Annotated in this window: 20 protein-coding genes; 14 read left to right on the top strand and 6 right to left on the bottom strand. The window is 71.9% G+C overall.

Annotated elements, in window-relative coordinates:
- Window positions 1-355 precede the first annotated feature (355 nt).
- Window positions 356-1,321 (bottom strand): pirin family protein, encoded by a 966-nt coding sequence (locus tag ACGFW5_RS26420; protein WP_393836768.1) that lies wholly within the window; start codon window positions 1,319-1,321, stop codon window positions 356-358.
- A 311-nt stretch (window positions 1,322-1,632) separates the two neighbouring features.
- Between ACGFW5_RS26420 and ACGFW5_RS26415 the strand changes: the two genes are divergently transcribed.
- From ACGFW5_RS26415 to ACGFW5_RS26405, 3 genes are all read left to right on the top strand, one after another.
- Window positions 1,633-2,448 carry a hypothetical protein gene (locus ACGFW5_RS26415; RefSeq protein ID WP_393836767.1) on the top strand — a complete coding sequence of 272 codons (816 nt, stop codon included), beginning with the start codon at window positions 1,633-1,635 and terminating at the stop codon, window positions 2,446-2,448.
- 169 nt (window positions 2,449-2,617) lie between these two features.
- Window positions 2,618-3,013 carry a tetratricopeptide repeat protein gene (locus ACGFW5_RS26410; protein WP_393836766.1) on the top strand — a complete coding sequence of 132 codons (396 nt, stop codon included), beginning with the start codon at window positions 2,618-2,620 and terminating at the stop codon, window positions 3,011-3,013.
- Window positions 3,014-3,394: 381 nt separating this feature from the next.
- Window positions 3,395-4,444 (top strand): M4 family metallopeptidase, encoded by a 1,050-nt coding sequence (locus ACGFW5_RS26405; protein WP_393836765.1) that lies wholly within the window; start codon window positions 3,395-3,397, stop codon window positions 4,442-4,444.
- Between the two features lie 165 nt (window positions 4,445-4,609).
- Here the strand turns inward: ACGFW5_RS26405 and ACGFW5_RS26400 are convergent, their stop codons facing one another.
- The 4 genes from ACGFW5_RS26400 to ACGFW5_RS26385 all read right to left on the bottom strand — a co-directional run bounded on the left by ACGFW5_RS26400 (window position 4,610) and on the right by ACGFW5_RS26385 (window position 8,358).
- The gene (locus ACGFW5_RS26400; RefSeq protein WP_393836764.1) at window positions 4,610-5,065 is read right to left on the bottom strand and encodes a VOC family protein; all 456 of its coding nucleotides are present in this window, start codon (window positions 5,063-5,065) and stop codon (window positions 4,610-4,612) included.
- 117 nt (window positions 5,066-5,182) lie between these two features.
- Complete coding sequence (locus tag ACGFW5_RS26395; RefSeq protein ID WP_393836763.1) at window positions 5,183-6,307, bottom strand: phosphodiester glycosidase family protein; 1,125 nt, start codon at window positions 6,305-6,307, stop codon at window positions 5,183-5,185.
- A gap of 500 nt (window positions 6,308-6,807) precedes the next feature.
- Window positions 6,808-7,299: a GNAT family N-acetyltransferase gene (locus ACGFW5_RS26390; protein WP_393836762.1), complete on the bottom strand. Its 492-nt coding sequence runs from the start codon at window positions 7,297-7,299 to the stop codon at window positions 6,808-6,810.
- Window positions 7,300-7,359: 60 nt separating this feature from the next.
- Window positions 7,360-8,358: an ArsR/SmtB family transcription factor gene (locus ACGFW5_RS26385; RefSeq protein ID WP_393836761.1), complete on the bottom strand. Its 999-nt coding sequence runs from the start codon at window positions 8,356-8,358 to the stop codon at window positions 7,360-7,362.
- A 60-nt stretch (window positions 8,359-8,418) separates the two neighbouring features.
- Between ACGFW5_RS26385 and ACGFW5_RS26380 the strand changes: the two genes are divergently transcribed.
- Window positions 8,419-9,627 (top strand): MFS transporter, encoded by a 1,209-nt coding sequence (locus ACGFW5_RS26380; protein WP_393836760.1) that lies wholly within the window; start codon window positions 8,419-8,421, stop codon window positions 9,625-9,627.
- On the opposite strand, the gene ACGFW5_RS26375 is transcribed toward ACGFW5_RS26380, so the two are convergent.
- The gene (locus tag ACGFW5_RS26375; RefSeq protein ID WP_393836759.1) at window positions 9,584-11,023 is read right to left on the bottom strand and encodes a dihydrolipoyl dehydrogenase family protein; all 1,440 of its coding nucleotides are present in this window, start codon (window positions 11,021-11,023) and stop codon (window positions 9,584-9,586) included. The genes ACGFW5_RS26380 and ACGFW5_RS26375 overlap by 44 nt on opposite strands.
- A 127-nt stretch (window positions 11,024-11,150) precedes the next feature.
- On the opposite strand from ACGFW5_RS26375, the gene trxA reads away from it, so the two are divergent.
- From trxA to ACGFW5_RS26325, 10 genes are all read left to right on the top strand, one after another.
- Window positions 11,151-11,513 carry a thioredoxin gene (trxA, locus tag ACGFW5_RS26370; RefSeq protein ID WP_393836758.1) on the top strand — a complete coding sequence of 121 codons (363 nt, stop codon included), beginning with the start codon at window positions 11,151-11,153 and terminating at the stop codon, window positions 11,511-11,513.
- Between the two features lie 406 nt (window positions 11,514-11,919).
- Entirely contained in the window at window positions 11,920-12,450 is a 531-nt protein-coding gene (locus tag ACGFW5_RS26365; protein ID WP_393836757.1) for a hypothetical protein, read from the top strand.
- A gap of 562 nt (window positions 12,451-13,012) precedes the next feature.
- Window positions 13,013-15,124 carry a hypothetical protein gene (locus ACGFW5_RS26360; protein WP_393836821.1) on the top strand — a complete coding sequence of 704 codons (2,112 nt, stop codon included), beginning with the start codon at window positions 13,013-13,015 and terminating at the stop codon, window positions 15,122-15,124.
- A 100-nt stretch (window positions 15,125-15,224) separates the two neighbouring features.
- A complete protein-coding gene (gene pelF, locus ACGFW5_RS26355) occupies window positions 15,225-16,772 on the top strand; it encodes a GT4 family glycosyltransferase PelF (protein ID WP_393836756.1) in 1,548 nt (515 codons plus the stop codon).
- Window positions 16,769-18,157 (top strand): hypothetical protein, encoded by a 1,389-nt coding sequence (locus ACGFW5_RS26350; RefSeq protein WP_393836755.1) that lies wholly within the window; start codon window positions 16,769-16,771, stop codon window positions 18,155-18,157. The genes pelF and ACGFW5_RS26350 overlap by 4 nt, the downstream gene beginning before the upstream one ends.
- Window positions 18,158-18,354: 197 nt before the next feature.
- Window positions 18,355-19,356 (top strand): SDR family NAD(P)-dependent oxidoreductase, encoded by a 1,002-nt coding sequence (locus tag ACGFW5_RS26345; RefSeq protein ID WP_393836754.1) that lies wholly within the window; start codon window positions 18,355-18,357, stop codon window positions 19,354-19,356.
- 31 nt (window positions 19,357-19,387) lie between these two features.
- Window positions 19,388-20,101 carry a sugar phosphate nucleotidyltransferase gene (locus ACGFW5_RS26340; RefSeq protein WP_393836753.1) on the top strand — a complete coding sequence of 238 codons (714 nt, stop codon included), beginning with the start codon at window positions 19,388-19,390 and terminating at the stop codon, window positions 20,099-20,101.
- Window positions 20,102-20,108: 7 nt separating this feature from the next.
- Window positions 20,109-21,017 carry an NAD-dependent epimerase/dehydratase family protein gene (locus ACGFW5_RS26335; RefSeq protein WP_393836752.1) on the top strand — a complete coding sequence of 303 codons (909 nt, stop codon included), beginning with the start codon at window positions 20,109-20,111 and terminating at the stop codon, window positions 21,015-21,017.
- Window positions 21,014-21,676, top strand: coding sequence for a spherulation-specific family 4 protein (locus ACGFW5_RS26330; protein WP_393836820.1), 663 nt, complete (start codon window positions 21,014-21,016; stop codon window positions 21,674-21,676). Before ACGFW5_RS26335 ends, ACGFW5_RS26330 begins: the two co-directional genes overlap by 4 nt.
- Window positions 21,673-22,620 (top strand): endo alpha-1,4 polygalactosaminidase, encoded by a 948-nt coding sequence (locus tag ACGFW5_RS26325; protein WP_393836751.1) that lies wholly within the window; start codon window positions 21,673-21,675, stop codon window positions 22,618-22,620. The genes ACGFW5_RS26330 and ACGFW5_RS26325 overlap by 4 nt, the downstream gene beginning before the upstream one ends.
- Window positions 22,621-22,631: the final 11 nt, after the last annotated feature.

Genomic DNA, 22,631 nt, shown 5'->3' with positions numbered 1-22,631 from the left:
GCGGCAGCACGCCTTCGACCCGACCGAGGTGACGGCATCCACTCGCGCAGCGCGCGGGCGCCCTCGGCCCGGAATCGGTAGGCGCCCGAAGTCAGCAATGCCGTCTTCGCTCTGTCACCGCCGGCACCAACCATGCGCTCCTGATCTGCGTCGCCACCCACCCCTACCGACATGACTTGCCGTCAGAAAGGTCAGCATTGGGATTGCTAAACCCGCCCACACAAGCTCGCACTAGGCGCAGCACACGCCCTCGTCCCGGCACCGAATGAAAGAGCTCCGGACTGAGAGGAGAGGGCACGTCCCGCCGCGCCGCCCGCCCCAATCATGCGGGCAGCTGTCCCGACATCCCCGCAGCTCAGCGCACACGACTCCGCGGTTTCAGCGGTACAGCCGGGAGTTCGGGTGCCGGGATCGGGGGCCCGTCGTAGCCCTTCACCTCGCCGAAGCGATCACCATTCATCCACTCCGAACGGGCCTGCCGGATCTCGTCGTTGGTGCGGCCGACGAAGTTCCACCACATCACGATCTCCTCCTCGAACGGCTCACCGCCGAGCAGCATCACCGCCGCGTCCGAGGCGGCGCGCAGGGGTAGTTCGGTGCGGCCGCAGCCGAGGTAGAGCATCGAGCCGGGGAGGACCGGCACACCGTCCACATGGGTCTCGCCCGACATGGCGAGGACGGCGTACTCGAAGTCGGGGTTCAGCGGGAGCTTCGCTTCGGTGCCCGCCGCGAGAGCGAGGTCGGCGCCGACGATCGGGGTGTAGGTGGAGCCGGGCGACACCGCGCCGTCGAGTTGACCCAGAATGACCGTGACGTCCAGCCCGGGCGCGGTGACGTGCGGCAGGTCGGCGTGGTGCTGGAAGTGCGGTTCGACATTGCGGTGGGCATCGGGCAGGGCCACCCACAGTTGGGCGCCGTGCAGAAACCGGCTGTGCGACCTGGGGGTTTCCTCGGAGTGGCTGATGGCCCGGCCCGAGGTCATCAGGCCCAGTTCCCGAGGGCGTACGGTCTGGAGGCTGCCCAGGCTGTCGCGGTGCAGCACTTCCCCCTCGTGCAGCCAGCTGACGGTTTGCAGGCCCATGTGGGGGTGCGGCGGGACCTGCATGCCTGGTTCGTCGGCGATGTCGTCGGGACCGTAATGGTCGACGAAGGCCCACGCGCCGACCATCCGGCGGCCCAGATTCGGCAGCAGCCGTCGCACTTCGGTGGATTCGCCGAGCCGCACCGTGCGGGGCGACAGAAGTTCACGCACCGGCTCGGCCACGACGAAGCCGCGTCCGCCGCAGACGGAGAGCGCGGGTTGGCGATCGAGATTGCTCATGCGGTCAACCTATTCCCTCTCGGGGCACGGACCCTGAGGATCCTGACAGCCGCTTCCCTCTCGGGGCACGGGGACCCGGGATCCTGGCACCAGCCTGACAGGTCCCCGCCGCACCGCGCAGCTCATCGCGTTGCGGCAGATCGGATGCGCTCACCCCACCCTGCCCGACGCCTCACAGGTCGATCGTCTACAGTCGCGTAGACATTGACCTGGCGGCAACGGACGCGAGGTCCGACTCATGGGCCCAACCACGCCGCAATACAGGGCAGTTGAGGGCCCCGGCGCGGAGCGCCAGGAGGGTGGGAACGAGTATGGGGCAGCCGAGCAGCGAGGCGGCGGTCGGGGCGGTACGCGAGGAGCGGCGCCCGCGCCGGATACCGGCCCCGGCCGTCGCCACCCTCAGCAAGGTGCCCGAGGCCACCGCCCTGTTCTGGATCGTCAAGGTGCTCACCACCGGCATGGGCGAGACCGCGTCCGACTACCTGGGCCGCGTCCTGGGCCCGGTCCCTGCCGGCGCCCTCGGACTCGCGGGCCTGGTTGTCGCGCTCGTCGTGCAGTTCCGCACCGACCGGTACCGACCCTGGCCGTACTGGTCGGCGATCGTCATGGTCAGCGTGTTCGGCACGATGGCCGCCGACGTCGTACACGTCATCGCGGGCATCCCGTACGCGCTCTCCGCGGCGGCCTTCACTCTCACGCTGGCCGCGCTGCTCGTCGGCTGGCACAGGAGCGAGGGGACGCTGTCGATCGCCGGCATCCACACCCGCCGTCGCGAGACGTTCTACTGGGCCACCGTGCTGGCCACGTTCGCCCTCGGAACGGCGGTCGGCGACCTCACCGCGGGCACCCTGCGGATCGGCTACCTCGCGTCGGGCTTCCTCTTCCTGGCCCTGATCGCCGTACCCGCCGTTTCCCGGCGCTTCCTCGGACTCAACACGGTGGCCGCGTTCTGGTGGGCGTACATCCTGACCAGGCCGCTGGGCGCCTCCTTCGCCGACTGGATGGGCGTGCCCACCACCCGAGCGGGCCTGGGCTGGGGCACGGGCCCCGTGACGCTCGCGCTGCTGGTCCCGATCGTGGCCCTGGTCGCCTGCCTGGCGATCCGGCATGGCCGGGCGCGCGACTGAGCGGCGTCCCCCGACGGCCCGGCGGCTTCGCGCGGCCGCCGTGTGTGGCCCGCGGCCAGGGGCGAGCCCGTAACTGCCCCATGGCGCGCGGTAGTGGAATGGGGAACGGCACCCTCGTGTTGTGCGGGGTGCGAGGGCCTGCACCCGTGGCCCCGGAAGAGGACGCCCCATGAGCACAGCACGCAGTGAACTCACCGACGGCTACTACGAGTTCGGTACGCCCGCCGAACGCTGGGAGCGGGCCCGACTGTTCTTCGAGGCCAAGGAGTACGTCACGGCCGCGGGCATCCTGTCGGGGCTGGTCGCCGAGGCGCCCGAGCAGGTGGCGCCGCGCCTGCTGCTCGCCCGCGCCTACTACCACTCGGCCCAGCTGAGCAAGGCGGAGGCCGAACTGCGGGCCGTGCTCGAACGCGACCCGGTCGAGCGGTACGCCACGCTCATGCTGGGCCGCACCCTGGAGCGCCAGGGCCGCCCCGAGCAGGCCAAGCCGTACCTGCGGGTTGCCGCGGCCATGGCGGGCGACTTCTCCGCCACGGGGCCCGCACCGGCCCCCGCGAGCGCCTGACCGGGCCGACCCCACGCCGAGCCCCACGCGGGTCCCCGCACGCGACGCGCGCGCCCGGCCCAGCGCCGCACCCACCGGGCCCGCGCCCGCGACTCAGGCCGGGGCCACACCCGGCCCCGCACACGCCCGACGCAGGCCGGGACCCACACCTGACCCCGCCCGCGCCCGACCCGGGCCGGACCGGGGCCCACCTCCGGGTCCCCACACACGCCCGGCCCGGGACCGGCGGGGGCCTCACCTCAGGCCCGGCCGACCGACCAAAGTTCACCAGCAGTAGCACGGGCCGCCCCCGCCCCGCCAGGGGTGCTCACCGGACGGCGGTTTCCAGCCAACTCGACTGCGGGCAGTGACAGTTGCGTCACGCTGTGCCACATTGCCCGCATGAACAATCCCGCCGTTCTCTGCACCGTCGTACCTCCCCACGTCCTCGACCGGCTCGCCCAGCACGAGGATCCCGCCGTGTACGAGCCCGCGCGCCGCACCCTGGAGCACGACGCCCAGTTGCGCACCCAGCGCCGGATCACCACGGTCCGTGCCACCGCCGCCCCCACCGGCACCCCGTCCGACAAGCCCGAGCGCACGATCTACGACGCCGGGCACCAGGAGACACTGCCGGGGACGCGGGTGCACGCCGAGAGCGACAAGCCCTCGGCCGACGCCACCGTCAACCGCGCGCACGCCGGTCTGGGTGCCACGTTCGAGTTGTATCTGAAGGCGTACGGACGCCACTCCATCGACGACTCCGGGCTGCCGCTGCTCGCGTCCGTGCACTACGGCGAGCAGTACGACAACGCGTTCTGGAACGGCGAGCAGATGGTGTTCGGCGACGGGGACGGCGAGCTCTTCCTCGACTTCACCCTGCCGGTCGACGTCATCGGCCACGAACTGACGCACGGCGTCACGCAGTACACCGCGAACCTCGACTACTTCGGCCAGTCGGGCGCGCTCAACGAGTCCGTGTCCGACGTGTTCGGCTCGCTCATCAAGCAGTACGCGCTCGGCCAGAGCGCCGACCGTGCGGACTGGCTCATCGGCGCCGGGCTGCTCGGCCCCCGCATCCACGGCGAGGCGCTGCGCTCGATGAAGGCCCCCGGCACGGCGTACGACGATCCGCAGCTCGGCAAGGACCCGCAGCCGGCCATCATGGACGACTACGTACGCACGAGCCGCGACAACGGCGGGGTGCACATCAACTCGGGCATTCCCAACCACGCCTTCTACCTGGTGGCCACCGCTCTGGGCGGCAACGCGTGGGAGCGGGCGGGGAAGATCTGGTACGCCACGCTCACCGGCGGTAAACTCGGCAAGGACGCGCAGTTCGCCGACTTCGCCCGGCTGTCCGCGAAGACCGCACGCGCCCTCTTCGGCGACGGCGACGAAATCCAGGCGGTCCTCAAGGCCTGGTCGCAGGTGGGCGTGCCGACGGCCTAGGGGGTGTCTGGTGGATCATGGCCGGGGGTGCGGCGCCTGGCACGGCACCCTGACCGACCCTGATCCACCAGACACCCCCTAGCGGCCCGTTTCGCCGTCCGCCACGCGACGGTGCCGGCCGCGGCCCGGAACGAGCGGCTGTGACCGGCGCCGTCGTAACGCCCCTCAGACCACGTCGAATTCGTTGCCCTCGGGGTCCAGCATGGCGGCGGCATAGAGCCCCATGTCCGGTTCATTCCTGATCCGCAGCACGGTGGCACCGGCTTTGGCCAGCCGTTCCACCGTCGCATCGACCCGCTGGACGCGGACGTCCAGGGCGACGTCACGGCCCCCACCCGCCTTCAGGTCGAAGTGCCACCGGTTCTTGGCGACCTTCGGCTCCGGAACCTGCTGGAACCACACCCTCGGTCCGCGTCCCGCCGGATCAATGATCGACTCCGGCACGTCCCCGGCCCCGGCCGGCAATTCTGCCTCGGGCACCCCCATCGCCGCCCAGTAGGCACGCCATGTGGCATGGCCGGCCGGCGCGGGCTCGGGCACATAGCCAAGGGCCTCGGACCAGAACGTCACCATCCGCTGCGGATCGGAGCAGTCGATCGTCAGCTGCACTGTCATCTCCATGCCCGGAGCATCGCACCCGGGTCTGACAAACGACCCGCTTTCCATGCCCGCGGCGGCGCCCCGCCGGTCGCTCCCGTTCCGTGGACGCTGCCGTCCGGCCGGTCGTGGCGCAGGACTTCACTTCGCGTAGACGGCGACGAAGTCCCTGGTGGCCTGGTTGTAGTAGCGCTCGGGCGGGTTCTCGAAGTCGAGGATGTTGGTGGGCTTCGGGTCGGCCGGGTCGTGGGTACCGTCGTAGCTCATGAAGGAGGGCCAGGCACGGTTCATGTCGAGGGGCATCGCCCGCACGGCGCCCGCCTGTTGCATCAGTTCGGCCAGCGTGCGGGCCGTGAGGGCCTGGCCGACCGCCATGATGACATCACCCTGCGCGGTCACCCCGACGCCCGAGCGCTGCACGAACATCCGGCTCTGGTCGGTGGCGCCCCACTTGGAGTCGACGTCGATGTCCGGCACGACCGCGCCGTGGTCGACCATGAGCTCCAGACACTGGCGCACGCCTACCACGTCGCGCGTCATCCTCACGTCGCGCCCCCATTGACCGATCTTGATCGAGCCGTCCTTGTAGAAGACCTCGGACGCCGCGCCGTCGCGCAGCTCGCCCGCGGTTTCGCCGTTGAGGTAGAACCCTCCGCGCGAGCCGCCGTCGGTGACCTTGAAGCCGCCGTTCCAGGTGGCGAGCAGGCCGGTGCGCCTGCCCTGCGGGATGGTGGGCGGCACGGAGAAGGTGCCGCCGGGCTCCCGCACCCCGGGGTGCAGTTCGAAGCGCGCCTTCGTGCCGCTGATCCACGCGACGGCCGCCTGGTAGGAGGTGTGGTCGCCGTCGGGGCGTACGTATGTGCCCTGCACCACGGGTTCGCCGTGCGCGGCGCTCAGGACGCGCCACACTCCCTCGCCGGGCAGGCCCGGGGTGACCAGCGGCCGCATCGGGGAGCGCAGGGGCACCTCGCGGTGGCGCACCGGCATGGCCGGCGTCGTCGCCTTCATGCGGGCCAGCGCCTCACTCGGCAGGGAGCCGCCGACCTTGGGCGGGTCGAGGTCGTACTGAAGGTTCTCCAGCTTGTCGACCACCGTGCCCATCTCGTGCTCGCGGGCCCAGCCGGCAAGCCGGGCGGCCGTACTGTCGTCGCCGGGGTAGGTCAGGGCCTCCCCGACGGAGTAGCCGACCGTGCCGACGCACAGCAGGCACGCCGCGAGCGCACCGCGGGCGGCCAGCTTGCGGCGCGCGAGCTGATGCGGTGTCAACGCGCTCCGGGGTTGCCAGGGGACCAGACGTCGCCGGCCGGACGCGGCCGATTCGGTGGGAGCCCCCGCGCCAGGTCCGCTCCGGTCCTGCTGTGCGTCGCCGTCCCCCGGCCGTCCCGCCCTGTGCGCCATGTCGCCCTCTTCCGGCCTGCTCGTGACCTCGCGGCCCCATCGCGCGGAGGTGTCTCTTCTCCGCGGGCGGCGGGCCGGAGGCGGCTCGCCGTGCCGCTTCACAACCTAAGCGCGCTTATCAGACATATCGACCGGTATGGGGCGACCGGATGACCCCGCCTCCTCGACCGGACGGCCCCGCCTCTCCGACCGGCCGCCCCCGCCTCCTCGCCGACGCTCGGCGTCCCCCGGCGAAATGACGGGCGTTCACTTCTCCAAGGCCGACGCATCGAGCTGTCGTGCGGCCGTTCAAGGGCGCCCCGCCGAGGGCGCGCCGGGCCGGAGACAGCCGTACGGAACCGCCCACGCCGCTCGGCGCGGGGCCTCAACTACCCTTCTCGCGTGGGGATTTCGAGGTCGGGCCGGTCCCACATCACGGCGGGCGGGCGGGCCCGCACCGTGCCCACTCGCTTCGCGCCCACGCCGAGATAGAAGCCCTCGGCCGGCGGGTGCGAGACGATCCGTACGCTCTCAAGCCTGGCGGCGCGCGCCTCGCGCTTCATGTGTGCCATGAGCAGGCGGCCGACGCCGAGGCCCTGGGCGTCGTCCGCGACGAACAGCAGGTCCAGCTCCGGCGGGCTCAGGATGAGCGCGTAGAAACCGAGCACCCGGCCGTCGGGGGCCGCCGCGACGAAGACCGGGTGGGTCTCGATGTAGTCCGGGCCGATCCGGTATCCGGCGATCATCGGCGCGTACGGGCCGTCGTAGGCGCTCGATGTGCGCACGAGGCGGGTCAGGCGCTTGGCGTCGCGCGCCACCGCACGGCGGACCCGCACCCCGCCGGGCCCCCTGCCGTCCGGCTCCGTAACATGTGAAGTCATGGCGAGAGTATTACGCATCCCGCGCCTCGGGTCCCTTCCGGGTGGTGATCCCCCGCCCCGTCACCGCCGGCCCGTCACCGCCGCCTCGCCCGCGCTGCCCGGCGCCGCGACGAGGACGTCTCCTGCGGGGGTCCGGTAGTAGAGGACCGAGCGTCCCGACCGGCGCCGTCCCACCAGCCCGGCGTCGAGCAAAATCTTCAGATGGCGGCCCACCGAGCCGAGGCCCTGGCCGGTCAGGGCCACCAGATGAGTGGTGCTCTTCGGGGTGTCGAGCAGGGTGAGCACCCCCGCGCGGGCCGGCCCGAGCAGCGCGCCCAGGGCTTGGGGAGCCGCCGCCCGGCCCGCCTCGGCGAGCGCGCCCGAGCACGAGTACACGACGGCGTAATGGCCACGATCGTCCCAGGTGACCCAGCAGTGCCGCGGAGTGACCGGAATGAACAGCAGCTGGGCCTCGGAGATGTCCTGGGGTGCGTGGTCGTACACGTTGATCTGGAGCCTGCTCTCGCCGAGCCAGCGCATTCCGGGCCGCATGTCGTCGAGTACGGCGGTCCAGCCCCCACGGCTCAACTGCCCGGTGCGCGCGATGACATCGGCCTCCATGATGCGGCGGCGGCGCGGCCAGTCCGGCGCGATCGCCCGCTGCCACAGCCAGTCGAGCAGGTCCGCCGTGCGCTCTCCCAGATCGGAGCGCCGCAACGCGTGCGGCAGCGGGCCACCGATCGTTTCGGCCAGGTCGGCCCGGACCGTTGCCGTCGGGGTGGCCCGGACCTCCGCCAGTTCCTCGTGGAAGGACCGCTCGCCGTCGCCGGTCGGCGTGGGCACGAGGTAGTCCGCGGTCCAGCGGGCGCTGCGCACGGCGGTCATGAGCGCGGCGGTGACCGGGTCGGCCGCCAACCGCGCCCGGAACTGCGGCAGATGGGCGTCGAGCCAGGCCCGTTCGCCGGGATGGGCGGCCGCCGGGGCGAGCAGCGCGAAAAGACTCGCGGTGGTCTCGGCCAGCGGCGAGACCACGAACCGGCTGCCGGCGAGCGTGTCCGCGCCGACCCGCCACCACCCCATGGTTTCGCCTCCCCGCGAAACAGTAACGCCCTCGCGCGACGGCCGCCGAGACTCCCCGGCATGCCGACCTACCAAGCGCTGCGGCGCACACCGGAGTTCACCCCATTCCTCCTCGTCTCCTCCCTCCAGGTCGCCGCGACGACGGTGAGCTCTCTGGCACTCGCGACCCTCGTCTACGCGGCGACCGCCTCGCCGCTCCTCGCGGCGCTCAGCATGTCCGGCGCCTCGCTCACTCAGGTGGCCGGTGCGGTGCTGCTGATGTCGGCGGCGGACCGGCTGCCGCCGCGCGCCGCGACGACCGCGCTCGCGGTGGCCTTCGCCGCGAGCACCGCCCTGCTCGCCCTGCCGGGCCTGCCCGTGGGTACCGTCTTCGCCGTCCTGCTCTGCCAGGGTTTGGCGGCCTCGGTGGGGAGCGGGGTGCGTTACGGACTGCTCGGCGAGATCCTGCCGAGGGATCATTACCTTCTGGGCCGCTCGGTGCTCAACATGAGCGCGGGCGCCGTGCAGATCTGCGGGTTCGCCGTGGGTGGCGTCCTAGTGAGCGTGCTCTCGCCGCGCGGCACCCTGCTGGCGGGGGCGGCGCTGCATGGCGCGGGTGCCTGCGTCTGCCTCCTGGGGTTCGTCCGCCGTGCGCCGCGAGCCGCGGGGCGGCCCTCGATCGGCGAGACGTGGCGCGCCAACTCCCTTCTGTGGGCGTCTCGTTCGCGGCGCCTGCTCTATATCGGTCTGTGGGTGCCCAACGGTCTGGTCGTCGGCTGCGAATCCCTCTTCGTTCCGTACGCCCCTGATCACGCGGGGCTGCTGTTCGCGGCCGCGGCGGTCGGCATGCTGGCCGGGGACACCCTCGTGGGGCGGTTCGTGAGCGCGCGGTGGCGGCGCCGGCTCCCCGTACCGTTGCTGCTGTTGCTCGCGAGCCCCTATGTCCTGCTCGCGCCGCGTCCGGCCCTTGCGTCGGCCGTCGCGGCCGTGGCGCTGGCCTCCGTCGGATTCGCCGCGAGCCTGCTCCAGCAGGAACGGCTCATGGCGCTTGTCCCCGACGGGATGACGGGCCAGGCACTCGGCCTGCACTCCTGCGGCATGCTCAGCTGCCAGGGCCTGGCCGCCGCGCTCGCCGGAGCGCTCGCCCAACACATGGCGGCCGGGACGGCCATGGCAGTGCTGGCGGCGGCCTCGGTCACCGTCACCCTCGCGCTCGCCCTCGCGGCGCGGCCCGCGCGTGAACCTGTCAGCCCCGGTACGTCTCCAGGAGGCGCAGCCACACCTCGCTGATCGTCGGGTACGAGGGAACCGCGTGCCACAGGCGTTCCAGGGGCACCTCGCCCGCGATGGCGACCGTCGCCGAATGGATGAGCTCGCCGACGCCCGGCCCGACGAAGGTGACGCCGAGCACGACGCCCCGGTCCTCGTCGACGACCATGCGGGCCCGGCCCCGGTAGCCGTCCGCGTACAGGCCGGCGCCCGCGACGCCGCTCATGTCGTAGTCGACGGCCCGCACCCGGTGTCCCGCGGCCTCGGCCTCGGCGAGGGTGAGGCCGGCCGAGGCGGCCTCCGGGTCGGTGAAGACGACCTGCGGCACCGCCGCGTGATCGGCGGTCGCCGCATGGGCGCCCCAGGGGTCGCTCTCCAGGACCGGGGTGCCCGCGGCGCGGGCGGCGATGGCCGCGCCGGAGATCCTGGCCTGGTACTTGCCCTGGTGGGTCAGGAGCGCGCGGTGGTTCACGTCGCCGACGGCGTAGAGCCAGTCGCTGCCCGCGACGCGGCAGGAGTCGTCGACGGGCAGCCAGGAGCCGGGGTCGAGCCCGATGGTCTCCAGGCCGATGTCGTCCGTTCGAGGCGCCCGGCCGGTGGCGAACAGAATCTCGTCGGCCTCCAGGCGCTCGTCGCCCTCGGGGCCGCGCACCGAGACCGTCACGCCGCCGGTCACCCCGTTGCGTACGACGTCCTTGACCGAGGTGTGGGTGCGGATGTCGGCGCCCGCCTCGCGCAGCGCATCGGCGACCAGCTCTCCCGCGAAGGTCTCCATCCTCTCCAGCAGCCCCCCGCCCCGGACCAGGATGGTGACCTGGGCGCCGAGCGCCTGCCATGCGGTGGCCATCTCGACGGCCACCACTCCCCCGCCGACCACGACGAGGCGGCCCGGCACCTCCTTGGCGCTGGTGGCCTCCCGGCTGGTCCACGGGTTCACGTCGGCCAGACCCGGAAGGTCGGGCAGTTGGGCGCGGCTGCCGGTGCACACGGCGACGGCGTGGCGGGCGGTGAGGACGTGGTGCTCGCCCTCGGGGCTGGTGACGCTGACCTTGCGGGTGCCGTAGAGGCGTCCGTGGCCGCGGTAGAGGTGCACACCGATGCCGTCGAGCCATTCGACCTGGCCGTCGTCCTTCCAGTGCGAGGTGTACTCGTCCCGGTGGGCCAGCACGGCCTCGGCGTCCAGCGGGCCCTGCACCGACTGGCGCAGGCCGGGCACCCTGCGTGCCTCGGCCCGGGCGACGACCGGGCGCAGCAGCGCCTTGCTGGGCATGCAGGCCCAGTACGAGCACTCGCCGCCGACCAGTTCGCTCTCCACCACCGCACAGCTCAGGCCGGCCGCCCTGACCCGGTCGGCCACGTTCTCGCCGACCGGGCCCGCGCCCAGCACCACCACGTCGTATTCTTCGGCTTCCGTCATGGGCCCCAGTCTGGTGTGCGGTGTACTCCCCGGCCACAGGGGCACCCGCCGAAGAAGGAATACCGCGGCGGCACACGCGGTTGTGCGAGACGGCCCCACCCCCCGGGGCCGGGAAGAGGTGTGAGTGATGGCGACGGTCGAGCTGACCAAAGAGAACTTCGACTCGGTCGTGTCCGGCAACGGATTCGTACTGATCGACTTCTGGGCCTCCTGGTGCGGCCCGTGCCGGCAGTTCGCCCCGGTGTACGAGGCCGCTTCCGAGCGCCACGACGATCTGGTCTTCGCGAAGGTGGACACGGAGGCCCAGCAGGAGCTCGCGGCGGCCTTCGAGATCCGGTCGATCCCCACGCTGATGATCGTCCGCGACAATGTGGCGGTCTTCGCCCAGCCCGGCGCGTTGCCCGAGGCGGCGCTTGAGGACGTCATCGGCCAGGCGCGCAACCTGGACATGGACGAGGTCCGCAAGTCGGTCGAAGCGCAGCAGAAGTAGTCCGGGCACGGCCGCGCGCCGTGCTCCGAAGTCTCGCGCCCCCGCTCTCCCGGGCGGCCCTGCGGCCTCGTGGCCCCCGCCCTTGCCGGGCGGGGGCCACGGCGTTGCTCGGGGGCGGTTGCCCGGAGGCAGTTGTCCGGGGCGGTTGCCCGGGGGCGGTTGTCCGGGGCAGTTGTCCGGGGGCGGAATCCGCCATTGCCGGGCGGGGCGGCGAGGGTCGGTTACCGGTCAGCGGACCGTCCCGGAACATCCCAGTGGTCCCTCCACGCTGCGCCGCTCGTCATCGTCAAGACGTCAACTGGCGCCAATCAGCCGTCAGTTCGAACCGCCGCGTTCGAGCCAGCGCGTCTTCACACGGTGCGGATCCGGCGGACGTTGCGTGTCCTTCCTCCTACTCTGCGTCCTCATGCGAATCACACACCTGAGGCGTTTCAGCCTCGCCGCGGCCCTCGCCTCCTCCCTCACCCTGCTCGGCGTCAGCCAGTCCGCAAGCGCCGAGACGCCCGATGTGAGCTTCAGCGCCGACCAGACGGCGGCGACGCCCGGCGGCACGGTCAACATGAGCATGACGTTCACGAACAACCAGACCACTGACGTGTGGTTCGTCTACCAGTCGGTGCAGCCGACCTGGGCGACCACCCAGCGCCCCGACCTGAAGTACTCGCTCGCCTCGTGTGCCGGCGAGGGCGTGACCTGCACCGGGACCGGCACCACCACGATCGGCGTCAACTACTCCGTGCCGGTCGCCCCGGGCACCAGCCGCACCGTCACCATCCCGGTGCAGGTGGCGGCGGACTCCGGCTGCAACGGCAACATCGCGTTCTACTCGTACGTCTACTACGAGTACAACGACAGCCAGAGCCACAAGGACGGCGTCTTCAACTCCCCGACGATGCGGGTCAACTGCGCCACTCCCGCCCCGGGCGGCACCCGCTAGCACGGGAGTGGCCCCCGGTATCGGGGGCCCACGGTCACCGGTCGGCCCGTCCCCCCGGGTCGGCCGGTTTCGTATGGCTGGTAATACACGCTACGGGCCCGGATTCGCATGGGTGTTTCGCTCGCGTGGCCGAAAACCGGATACGTCCCGGGTCGCCTGGTTGTCTGGACCATTGGTGGTTTGCGCCCGCGTGCGCCCCCTGCGCCGAAAGCGTTTGCCGCGCCGGTCCGCTCCGATTTTCCGGGCCCGGCGCATCCCGGCGCGATCGCCCGACAGCGCTCCCCGAGGGGCGTGCACCCGCCTGCGCCCCATCACAACGGCCACAGTTTTTCGTCATGTTTCACAGTAGCCACTCGAAAACTCCTTGAAGAGCCGCACTATGTGACGCATCAGAGCGGAACGGGGGGCCCTCCTCATCGGGGCCCGGCCGTTGCGTCGTGGGCGGGGTCCGGGCAGGCAGGGGAGCCGAACGGACCTCCAGGGGAGGGGACTTCACCGCGTGAAGCGGAACACACAACGCAGACACATCATTGGTCTCGCGGTCGGCACGGTGCTGCTCGCCATGGGCATACCCGCCGCGCCCGCGTATGCGGCGACGCCCGCTCCGCGCATCGACCTCAAGGTCCTCGTGATCGCGGACGGCGGCCCGGCCACCGAAGCCGTCACCGCGGAGCTGGACGGCGAGGGGACGCCCTACACCGTGGTCGATCTGCGCCAGTCCGGCCGACCGGTGATCGACGCCGCGTTCCTCTCCGACACCGTGGACGGCGGACCCCGGGCCAAGTTCCAGGCCGTGGTGCTGCCCAACGACAACCCCTTCCCGGCCGGGTCGGCCGAAATGGCCGCGCTCGCGGCGTACGAGAAGTCGTATGCGATTCCCCAGGTCGATGCCTACACCTATGCGCGGCCCCAGGTGGGTCTTCAGACACCCGCCAGCGGGGGCTACAGCGGTTCCGTGGACGGCCTCAAGGCCCAGGTGACCACGGCCGGACGCGGCACCGGGCCGTTCGCATACCTCAAGGGAAGCGTGCCGTTCGAGGACAACTCGCCCTCGGTCAGCGAGAGTTACGCCTTCCTCGCCAAGCCCGCCGCCGGCGCGGACTTCACGACGTATGTCGAGGCACCGATCCCCGGCGGCACCGGCACCGGCAGCCTCGTCGGCGAGTACCGCCACGACGGGCGCCGTGAACTGGTCGTCACCTTCGCGTACAACCAGTACCAGGAGCAGTTCAAGCTGCTCGCCCGGGGCATCGTCGACTGGATGACGCAGAACGTGCGGCTCGGCGCCTCGCACAACTACTTCGCGGTCCACGTGGACGACGTGTTCGCCGGTGACGACCGCTGGGACCCCGCCCTCAACTGCACGCCCGGCGACGTGGACTGTCCGCCGGGGCAGGGTGTCGAGGACTCGATCCGGATGACCCCGGCCGATGTGAGCAACGCCGTCGCCTGGGAGAAGTCCCGTGGCTTCACGCTCGACCTCGCCTACAACGGCGGCGGGAGCGTCGAGTACCGCGAGAACCACGACGGGGCCGACGAACTGGCCGACGCGTTCACCGCGGCCAAGAACGACTTCCGCTGGATCAACCACACCTACGACCACGCCTTCCTCGGCTGCGAGCAGGACGTCTCGGTCGTGCCGTGGAAGTGCGCGACCAACCCGGACGGCTCCACCAAGTACGTGAGCCAGTCCGAGATATCCAAGGAGATATCCGACAACCAGCAGTGGGCGCAGAGCGTCGGACTGCCCACCGCGTCCGACGAGTTGATCACCGGCGAGCACTCCGGGATGAAGCTCCTGCCGCAGCAGCCGCAGGACAACCCGTATCTGGCCCCCGCGCTGAGCGCGAACCACATCGGCTGGCTCGGCGCCGACATGTCGCGCGACCCCGAGCAGCGCCAGGTCGGCCCCGCGTCGACCGTCGCCCGCTACCCGATCAACATCTTCTACAACGCCGGTCACGTCGCCGAGCAGGTCGACGAGTACAACTGGATCTACACCAGCCGCGCCCAGGGCGGCAGCGGCCTGTGCGACGACCTGCCGAACACCACCTGCCTGCCGGCGCCGCTCGACGCGGCCACCGGCTACACCGGGTACATCGTGCCGCTGGAGACGCAGACCGCTCTCGGCCACGTCCTGGGCAACGACCCCCGGCCGCACTTCATCCACCAGTCCAACCTCGCCGAGGACCGGATCGGCTATCCCGTACTGGACGGCGTGCTCGACCAGTACACGACGCTGTACGCGCCCAGTGCCCCGCTGGTGAACCTGCGGATGAAGGACATCGGCGCCGAACTGCGCGAGCGGGGCGCCTGGAACACCGCGGTGAAGGCCGGCCAGGTCACCGCGTACCGGATCGGCGACAGCGTCACCGTGCAGGCACCCGACGGCGTGACCGTCACCGCGACGATGCCCAACGGCACCGGCCAGGTCCTGACGAACGGCACCACGGCGTTCGGCCAGCCCTACGCCGGGAGCGTGTCCGGCTGGGTGTCCCCGCAGTCCGGGCAGCACGGCGTCACCCTGGCGCTTGCGCCCGCCACCGCCAGGGCCCTTGCGCCGCAGGCACACCGAACGGCGTCCACGGATCACGCGGCGTCGTCGAGCACACCGCGCACGCCGGTCCCCGCCGGTGTCACCAAGCCGGTTCCGTACGGCGCCAAGCAGCGCTGACTCCGGTCCGTCCACACCCCCGAAGGCCCGCCGCCGGCGCGGCGGCCGGCCGCCGGGCCGCTTCACCACCCACCGCTCTCTCCAGCCGCGGAGCGCACGCATGCACGTACCACACCGCGCGCCGCGCTCCGGCGCGGCGCGGGTCACCCTGCTCACCGAGGGCACCTATCCGCACAGCCACGGCGGGGTGAGCGTCTGGTGCGACCAGCTCGTCACCGGAATGCCCGACATCGACTTCGACATCATCGCGGTGACCGGCACCGGGCGTGAGCCCACCGTCTGGGATCTTCCGCCCCACGCGTCCGAGGCCGTCTCGGTCCCCATGTGGGGCCCCGCGCCCGCCGGTTCAGCCCCGCGCGGCCGCCAGGAACGCCGCCTGATGGCCGCGTACGAACGCTTCCTGACCGCACTGCTCGACCCCGCCGCGGAGAGCGGTTTCGGGCCCGCCCTGTACGAGATGGCCCGGGCCGCCCGCGACGGTCGCCTCAGCCCCGCGCTGCGCGGCGATGCGGCGATCCGGGTCATGACCGAGGTGTGGAACCGGCCGGGACTCGCCGTGCGCGAGGCCCGGCCCACCCTGCACGACGCGGTCACCGCGACCGGGCTCCTCGAACACGCGCTGCGGCCGCTGGCCGCGACCCCGCCGAGCCAGGGCGTCTCGCACGCCGTCAGCGGCGGAGTGGCCGTGCTTCCCGGGCTCGTCGGCGCCGAACAGCACGGCGTGCCCCTGCTGTTGACCGAGCACGGCGTCTATCTGCGCGAGCGTTATCTGGGCTACCGGACCGCGCCCTACCGCTGGCCGGTCAAGGCGGTGCTGCTCGGGTTCTTCCGGCTGCTCGCCGAGGAAACGTACCGACGGGCCGCGCTGATCACGCCGGGCAACCAGTACAACCGACTGTGGGAGGAGCAGGGCGGGGCCGACCCGGAGCTCATACGCACCGTGTACAACGGCGTCGACCCGGCGGCCTTCCCGCCCGCGGGGCCCGAGCCCTCGGCGCCGACGCTCAGCTGGGCCGGGCGGGTCGACCCCATCAAGGACCTGGAAACACTCATCCGCGCGTTCGCCGAGGTGCGCGGCGAACTCCCGGCGGCCACCCTGCGCCTGTTCGGCGGCACCCCCCGGGGCGGTGAGGCCTACCGCGAACGGTGCGTCGCCCTGGCCGTCTCGCTCGGCCAGGGCGACGCGGTCACCTTCGAAGGCCGCGTCGAGGACATCAGGGACGCCTACGCGGCGGGCAACGTGGTCATGCTGTCCAGCATCAGCGAAGGGTTCCCCTTCACCCTCATCGAGGCCATGAGCTGCGGCCGGGCCACCGTCTCCACGGATGTGGGCGGGGTGCGCGAGGCGGTCGGACCGACCGGTCTCGTGGTTCCGCCGCGCGATCCGCGCGCGATGGCCGCCGCGGCCCTGGAGCTGCTGGCCGATCCGGCGCGCCGGGCGGCAATGGGGGAAGCCGCGCGGCTGCGCGTCGTCGAGCAGTTCACGCTGCGCCAGACGGTGGACACCTTCCGCGCCATCTATCTCGAACTCTCCGTGCGCGGCGGCGTCGTCCCGGTGCGCCAGGACACCGGCACGGAGGCCACCATGGCCCTGCGTCTCATCCCGGCCGGCACGCCGGCCGACAAACTGAGCCGGGTGGCGGGATGAGCGGCCCGCTGCGGCTCGAACCACCCGACGGCCGCGACGACACCCTGATGCTCCGGCTGGCCACCGAGTCCACGATGACACTGCGCCTGCCGCGCCTGCGGTCCGGGCGGCGCGGCAAGGACGCGGCGGTGGACCGGCTCGCCGCCGAGCTCGCCGAGCAGATCGGACCCGCGGTCCACGCCTACGAGGTGGCGGCGCTGCTGGAGTCCGAGGGCCTGACGGCCCAGCAGATCGCGGACGAGTACGGGCACGGCAATCTCTTCTCGCTCGCGGAGGACCTGTACGGGCGGGTGCCGCGCAGCTTTCCCGAGCCGCCACCGGCCACCGACCCGTGGGCTCCCCAGCCGGTGCGATGTGCCTTGCGCGGCGCCTTGTTCGCGCTGCCGGGGCTCGCCTATCCGCTGACCGCCCGGCTGTGGCAGAGCGACCGGGCGGTACTCGCCCTGATCGTGGCGGGCCTCATCTCCTGGGCGTGGGGACAGGGGCTCGGCCACCGGGCGTATCTGCGGATGGCGTCCGGCCGTCCCGAAGCGGCCCGCACCCTGCTGGCCGGGGCGCCGCTCGGCGCGCTGCTCGCCTGTGTCAGCGGCCTCGCCATCGTGGGGCCCGCCCGCGCCGACTTCTTCGTGGCGGGACAGTCCTGCTATCTCGCCGCGGCCGGCATCCTGCTGGTCCTGGCGCGCGAGCGGCTGTTGCTCGCCGCGCTCACCCCGCTGATCGCGGGGGCCGCGGTCCTGCCGTTCAGGGAGCCGGGGGCGGCGCTGCGCATCGGGCTCTGCTCGCTCGCCCTTGTCCTGGTGCTCGCGGCCGTCTGGCACTGCCTGCGCGACATCCTGAAACAGCCCGCCTCCGTGGCGCCGGTGAGTCCGCGGCTGGTGGCGTCGCTGCCGTACGGCCTGTTCGGGCTGGCCGCGGGGGTGCTCGTGGCCTTCGCGGGGCAGCGCCATCCGCTCGCGGTGATCGCGCTGACACTCAGCATGGGACCCGCCGAATGGCTCCTCTACCGCTTCCGTGGCCTGTCCGTCGCGGCCCTGCGGGCCACGGCCACTCCCACCGCGTTCCGGTGGCGCTCGGCGGCGGTGCTCGGCGGCTGCCTCCTCGTCTATCTGCTGCCCCTAATTCCCGCGGCGCTGCTCACCGGGGCGGAGCCCGCGCCCCTGCTCGCGCTCGCGGCGCTGCTGTGGACGGCGCTGCTGCTCCAGGCGTTCGGCATCGCCTGGCTGCCGGCCGTCGTCAGCCTGGCGGCCGCGGTCGGCGTGGCCGCGTTCGGGCTTCTCGTACCGCCGCCGGGACCACTGGCCGAGCTGATCCTCTGCTCGGCCGCCGCCGCCGTCCTGACGGGCACCACCCTGCACCTGCTCGGGCGGGCGACCGCACACGCGTGACCTGCCACCACAGCTCCACCGGTTCCCACGGCCCCGGCGACATCAGCCGGCCCACCGGCCGCCCGGACCGTACAGACCGCACAGACCGCACAGACCGCACAGACCGCACAGACCGCACAGACCGCACAGACCGCACCTGCACGATCAGCGTCCTTGTCACATGAACCGAGTCCGAACCACATTGAGAGGAGCGGCAGTTGACTTCCGCACCGCTTGTCGCCGTCACCGGAGCCGAAGGCTTCATCGGCTCCCATCTCACCGAGGCCCTGGTCGCATCGGGGCACCGGGTCCGCGCGATGGCCCAGTACAACTCCTTCTCGTCCTACGGCTGGCTGGAGACCCTGTCCGCAGACGTTCTTGACCAGGTGGAGATCGTCCTGGGTGACGTCCGCGACCCCGGTTCGGTGCGAGGTCTTGCCGAAGGGGCCGAAGCCGTCTACCACTTGGCTGCCCTGATCGCGATTCCGTACTCCTACCAGGCCCCGCACAGCTACGTGGACACCAATGTCACGGGCACCCTCAACGTCCTGGAGGCGGTCCGCGCCCTGGAGACGCCGCGCCTGGTGCACACCTCGACCAGCGAGACGTACGGCACCGCACAGACCGTGCCGATCACCGAGGACCACCCCATCAACACGCAGTCCCCGTACGCCGCTTCGAAGGCCGGCGGCGACCGTCTCGCGGACAGCTACTACGCGAGTTTCGGCACACCCGTGGTGACGCTGCGCCCCTTCAACACCTATGGCCCGCGCCAGTCGATGCGGGCGGTGATCCCCACCGTCATCGGGCAGGTCGCGGCGGGCTCGCGCACCATCACGCTGGGCGATCTGCGGCCCACCCGGGACTTCACCTTCGCCGTCGACACCGCGCGGGCCTTCCTCGCCGTGGGCACCGCCCCCGCCGAGCGCGTGGTCGGACGGACGTTCAACGCCGGGACGGGGACCGAGATCTCGGTCGGCGACCTGGTGCGGCTCATCGGCAAGGTGATGGGCGCCGAGCTCGACGTCCAGGAGGACGGGCAGCGCATCAGGCCGGCCAACTCCGAGGTGATGCGTCTGGTGGCGGACGCGAGCCGACTCACCGAAGCGACCGGCTGGCAGCCGGGGTTCGGCCTGGAGTCGGGCCTTGAGCGGACCGCGGAGTTCTTCCGCGACCCCGGAAACCTCGCCCGCTACAAGACCGGCATCTACAACATCTGACTCCGCCAGTCCCACTCTCAGGGAGGCTCCCATGCACGCAGTGATACTCGCCGGAGGCAAAGGCGTCCGGCTGCTGCCGTACACCACGGCGCTGCCCAAGCCGCTCGTCCCGATCGGCGACCAGCACGCGATCCTGGAGATCGTGCTGCGTCAGCTCGCGGCCGCCGGGTTCACCAGCTGCACCATCGCCATCGGCCACCTGGGCCACATCATCCGTGCCTACGTGGGCGACGGTGAACGCTGGGGCCTGAAGATCGACTACAGCACCGAGGAGAGCCCGCTCGGCACCATCGGCCCGCTGCTCACCATGCGTGACCGGCTGCCCGAGTCCTTCCTCGTCATGAACGGGGACATCCTCACCGACCTCGACTACGCGGACGTCCTCACCCAGCACCGGGCCAGCGGCGCGCCGCTGACGATCGCCACCTACGCCCGGAAGGTCCACATCGACTTCGGGGTGCTGACCACCGACGACACCAAGGTGGTGGCGTTCACCGAGAAGCCCAGCATGGACTACCGGGTGTCGATGGGGGTGTACGGCCTGTCGCTCGGCACGCTGGCGAACTACACCCCCGGTCTCCCGCTGGGCTTCGACGAGCTGGTGCTCGACCTCCTCAAGGCCGAAACCCCGCCGCACGCCTACGCGTTCGACGGCTACTGGCTCGACATAGGGCGCCCGGACGACTACGACCGGGCGAACGCCGAGTTCACCACCCATCGCTCCCTGCTCCTGAAGGGGGCCTGACGGTCCCATGCGCATCCTCGTACTGGGCCACAGCGGCTACCTGGGCGGCCATGTCGCCCGGGAGCTGCGTGCCCTGCCCGGTGTGCAGTTCATCGGCGGGGGGCGCGGCCCCTCCGCGGACCTCGCCGTGGACCTCGCCACCATCACTCCCGGACCGCTCGCCGAGCGGTTGTTCTCGTTCGCTCCCGACGCCGTCATCAACTGCGCGGGAGCGGTCGGCCCACAGCCCGTGGCGCTGGCCGAACTCAACGCCCGGGCGCCCGCCGTGCTGTGCGCGGCACTGCGCGAGGCCGCGCCCACCGCGCGGCTCGTCCACTTCGGTTCGGCCGCCGAGTACGGGCCGACCGGGATCGGTGAGCGCGTCACCGAACAGTCCGCGGCGCGCCCGACGACGCTGTACGGCGCCACCAAACTGGCGGGCACGGTGGCCGTCACCTCCTGCGGTCTGGACGCCGTGGTGCTGCGGATCACCAACCCGGTCGGCCCCGGTGCGCCCGCGGCCGGTCTGCCGGGCCGGCTGGCCCGCCAGCTGCGCGACCTCGGGCCCCGCTCGTCGGTGAGGCTCGGTGACCTCTCGGCGCACCGCGACTTCGTCGACGCACGAGACGTCGCGCACGCCGCGGTCCTCGCGGCGACCGGCGGCACCCCGCTGCCCCCGGTGCTCAACATCTCCCATGGACAAGCGGTCCCGGTACGGGAGTTGGTGCGCGAGCTCGCACACGCCGCCGGATTCCGGGGCCGGATCGAGGAGGACGCAGCGGGCTCGGTCCGCTCGTCGGACGTACCCTGGCAGTGCTCCGACCCCGGCGCGGCACGCACCGCGCTCGGCTGGTCCGCCCGGCGCTCCCTGGCCGATTCGGTGGCCGCGCTGTGGGCGGCCGTACGCGCCGAACCGGACCGGGAACCGGTGCACTGATGCTGCTCGTTCCGCTCTATGTGCACCCCGCGGAGGACCCCGCGGCCTGGCAGCGGCTCGCGGAGGCGGCGGCCGGGCTCTACGGGGTCGTGCTCAACGCGGCGGACGGGCCGGGCGCCGCCCCCGACCCGGCGTTCACCGGCCCGGTCGAGGCGTTGCGCGCGGCCGGCGTGCCGGTGCTCGGCTATGTCGATCTGGACTACGGCGCCCGGCCCCTGGCCGACGTGGTGCGCGACATCGAGCGCCACCGCGACTGGTACGGGGCCAACGGGTTCTTCCTGGACCGGGCCCCTGCCGACCGCACCGGACTGCCGTTCGTGCGGCGGGTCGCGCGGGCGGCCCGGCGGTCGGGCGGCGCGTCCCTGGTGCTCAACCCCGGGGTGCACCCCGCGCCCGGATATCTGAAGGTCGCCGATCTGATCGTCACCTTCGAGGGACACTGGACGACGTATGTGTCCACCTTCACCAGGCCTGCCTGGGCCGACCGCCAACCACCGGAGCGGCTGTGCCACTTGGTGTACGGCGTACCCGACGCGCTTTTGGCGCTCGCTCTGCGCACGCCGGGCGAACGCGGCGCGGGCGTGTACTGCGTGGTCGGGCGCGAGTTACCCAATCCGTGGGCGGCGCTGCCGCCCGTGCTTCCCGGAAAGACGCCATGAACCGCACCTCGGCCCGCACTGCGACGGCGCTCGTCTCCACCGCCGTCGCCCTGCTGCTCCTCGCCACGGCCTGTTCGTCCGGCACGTCGGACGACGACGCGGACGGCCCGGACGAGCCCACGCCGACCGCGAGCGCGCCCGCGCCCTCCCGTTCCGCCACCCCCGCTGCCCCGGCGCCCGGCAAGTCCGGCGCCCCCTCGTCCCCCGCGTCTGCCTCCCCCTCGGGCAGCGGCCCCGCGAAGGCGAAGATCTGGCAGCCCAGACCCGGCACCGCCTGGCAGTGGCAGCTCAACGGCCACGTGGACGAGGGCCCCGATGTGCCGGTGTACGACATCGACGGCTTCGAGAACACCGCTGCCGACGTCGCCGCACTGCACAGCCGTGGCCGCAAGGCCATCTGCTACATCAACGCCGGCGCCTGGGAGAACTTCCGGCCGGACAAGGAGGCCTTCCCGAACGAGGTGCGGGGCGAGAACAACGGGTGGGACGGTGAACGCTGGCTCGACATCCGGCGGATCGACGTGCTGCGCCCGCTGATGGAGCGCCGCTTCGACATGTGCAAGGAGAAGGGCTTCGACGGCGTGGAGCCGGATCTCATGGACGGCTACCTCAACAAGACGGGCTTCCCGCTCACGGCCGCGGACCAGCTGGCGTACAACCGCATGCTGTCCGGGCTCGCGCACGCGCGTGGTCTCGCGGTGGGGCTGAAGAACGATCTCCAGCAGATCCCGGACCTGGTGGGCGCCTTCGACTTCGCGGTCAACGAGCAGTGTGCGCAGTACGACGAGTGCGCCCTGCTGACGCCGTTCGTGAAGGCGGACAAGGCGGTGTTCCACGTCGAGTACGAACTGCCCGCCAAGGACTTCTGTGCCGAGTCCGACAAGCTCGGGCTCTCCTCGATGCGCAAGAACCTCAAGCTGGACGTGTGGCGTCAGCCCTGCTGAACGACGGGTTC

Source organism: Streptomyces sp. NPDC048416, assembly GCF_043200435.1.
Lineage (GTDB): Bacteria > Actinomycetota > Actinomycetes > Streptomycetales > Streptomycetaceae > Streptomyces.
This window is presented reverse-complemented; position numbering and strand designations above follow the sequence as displayed.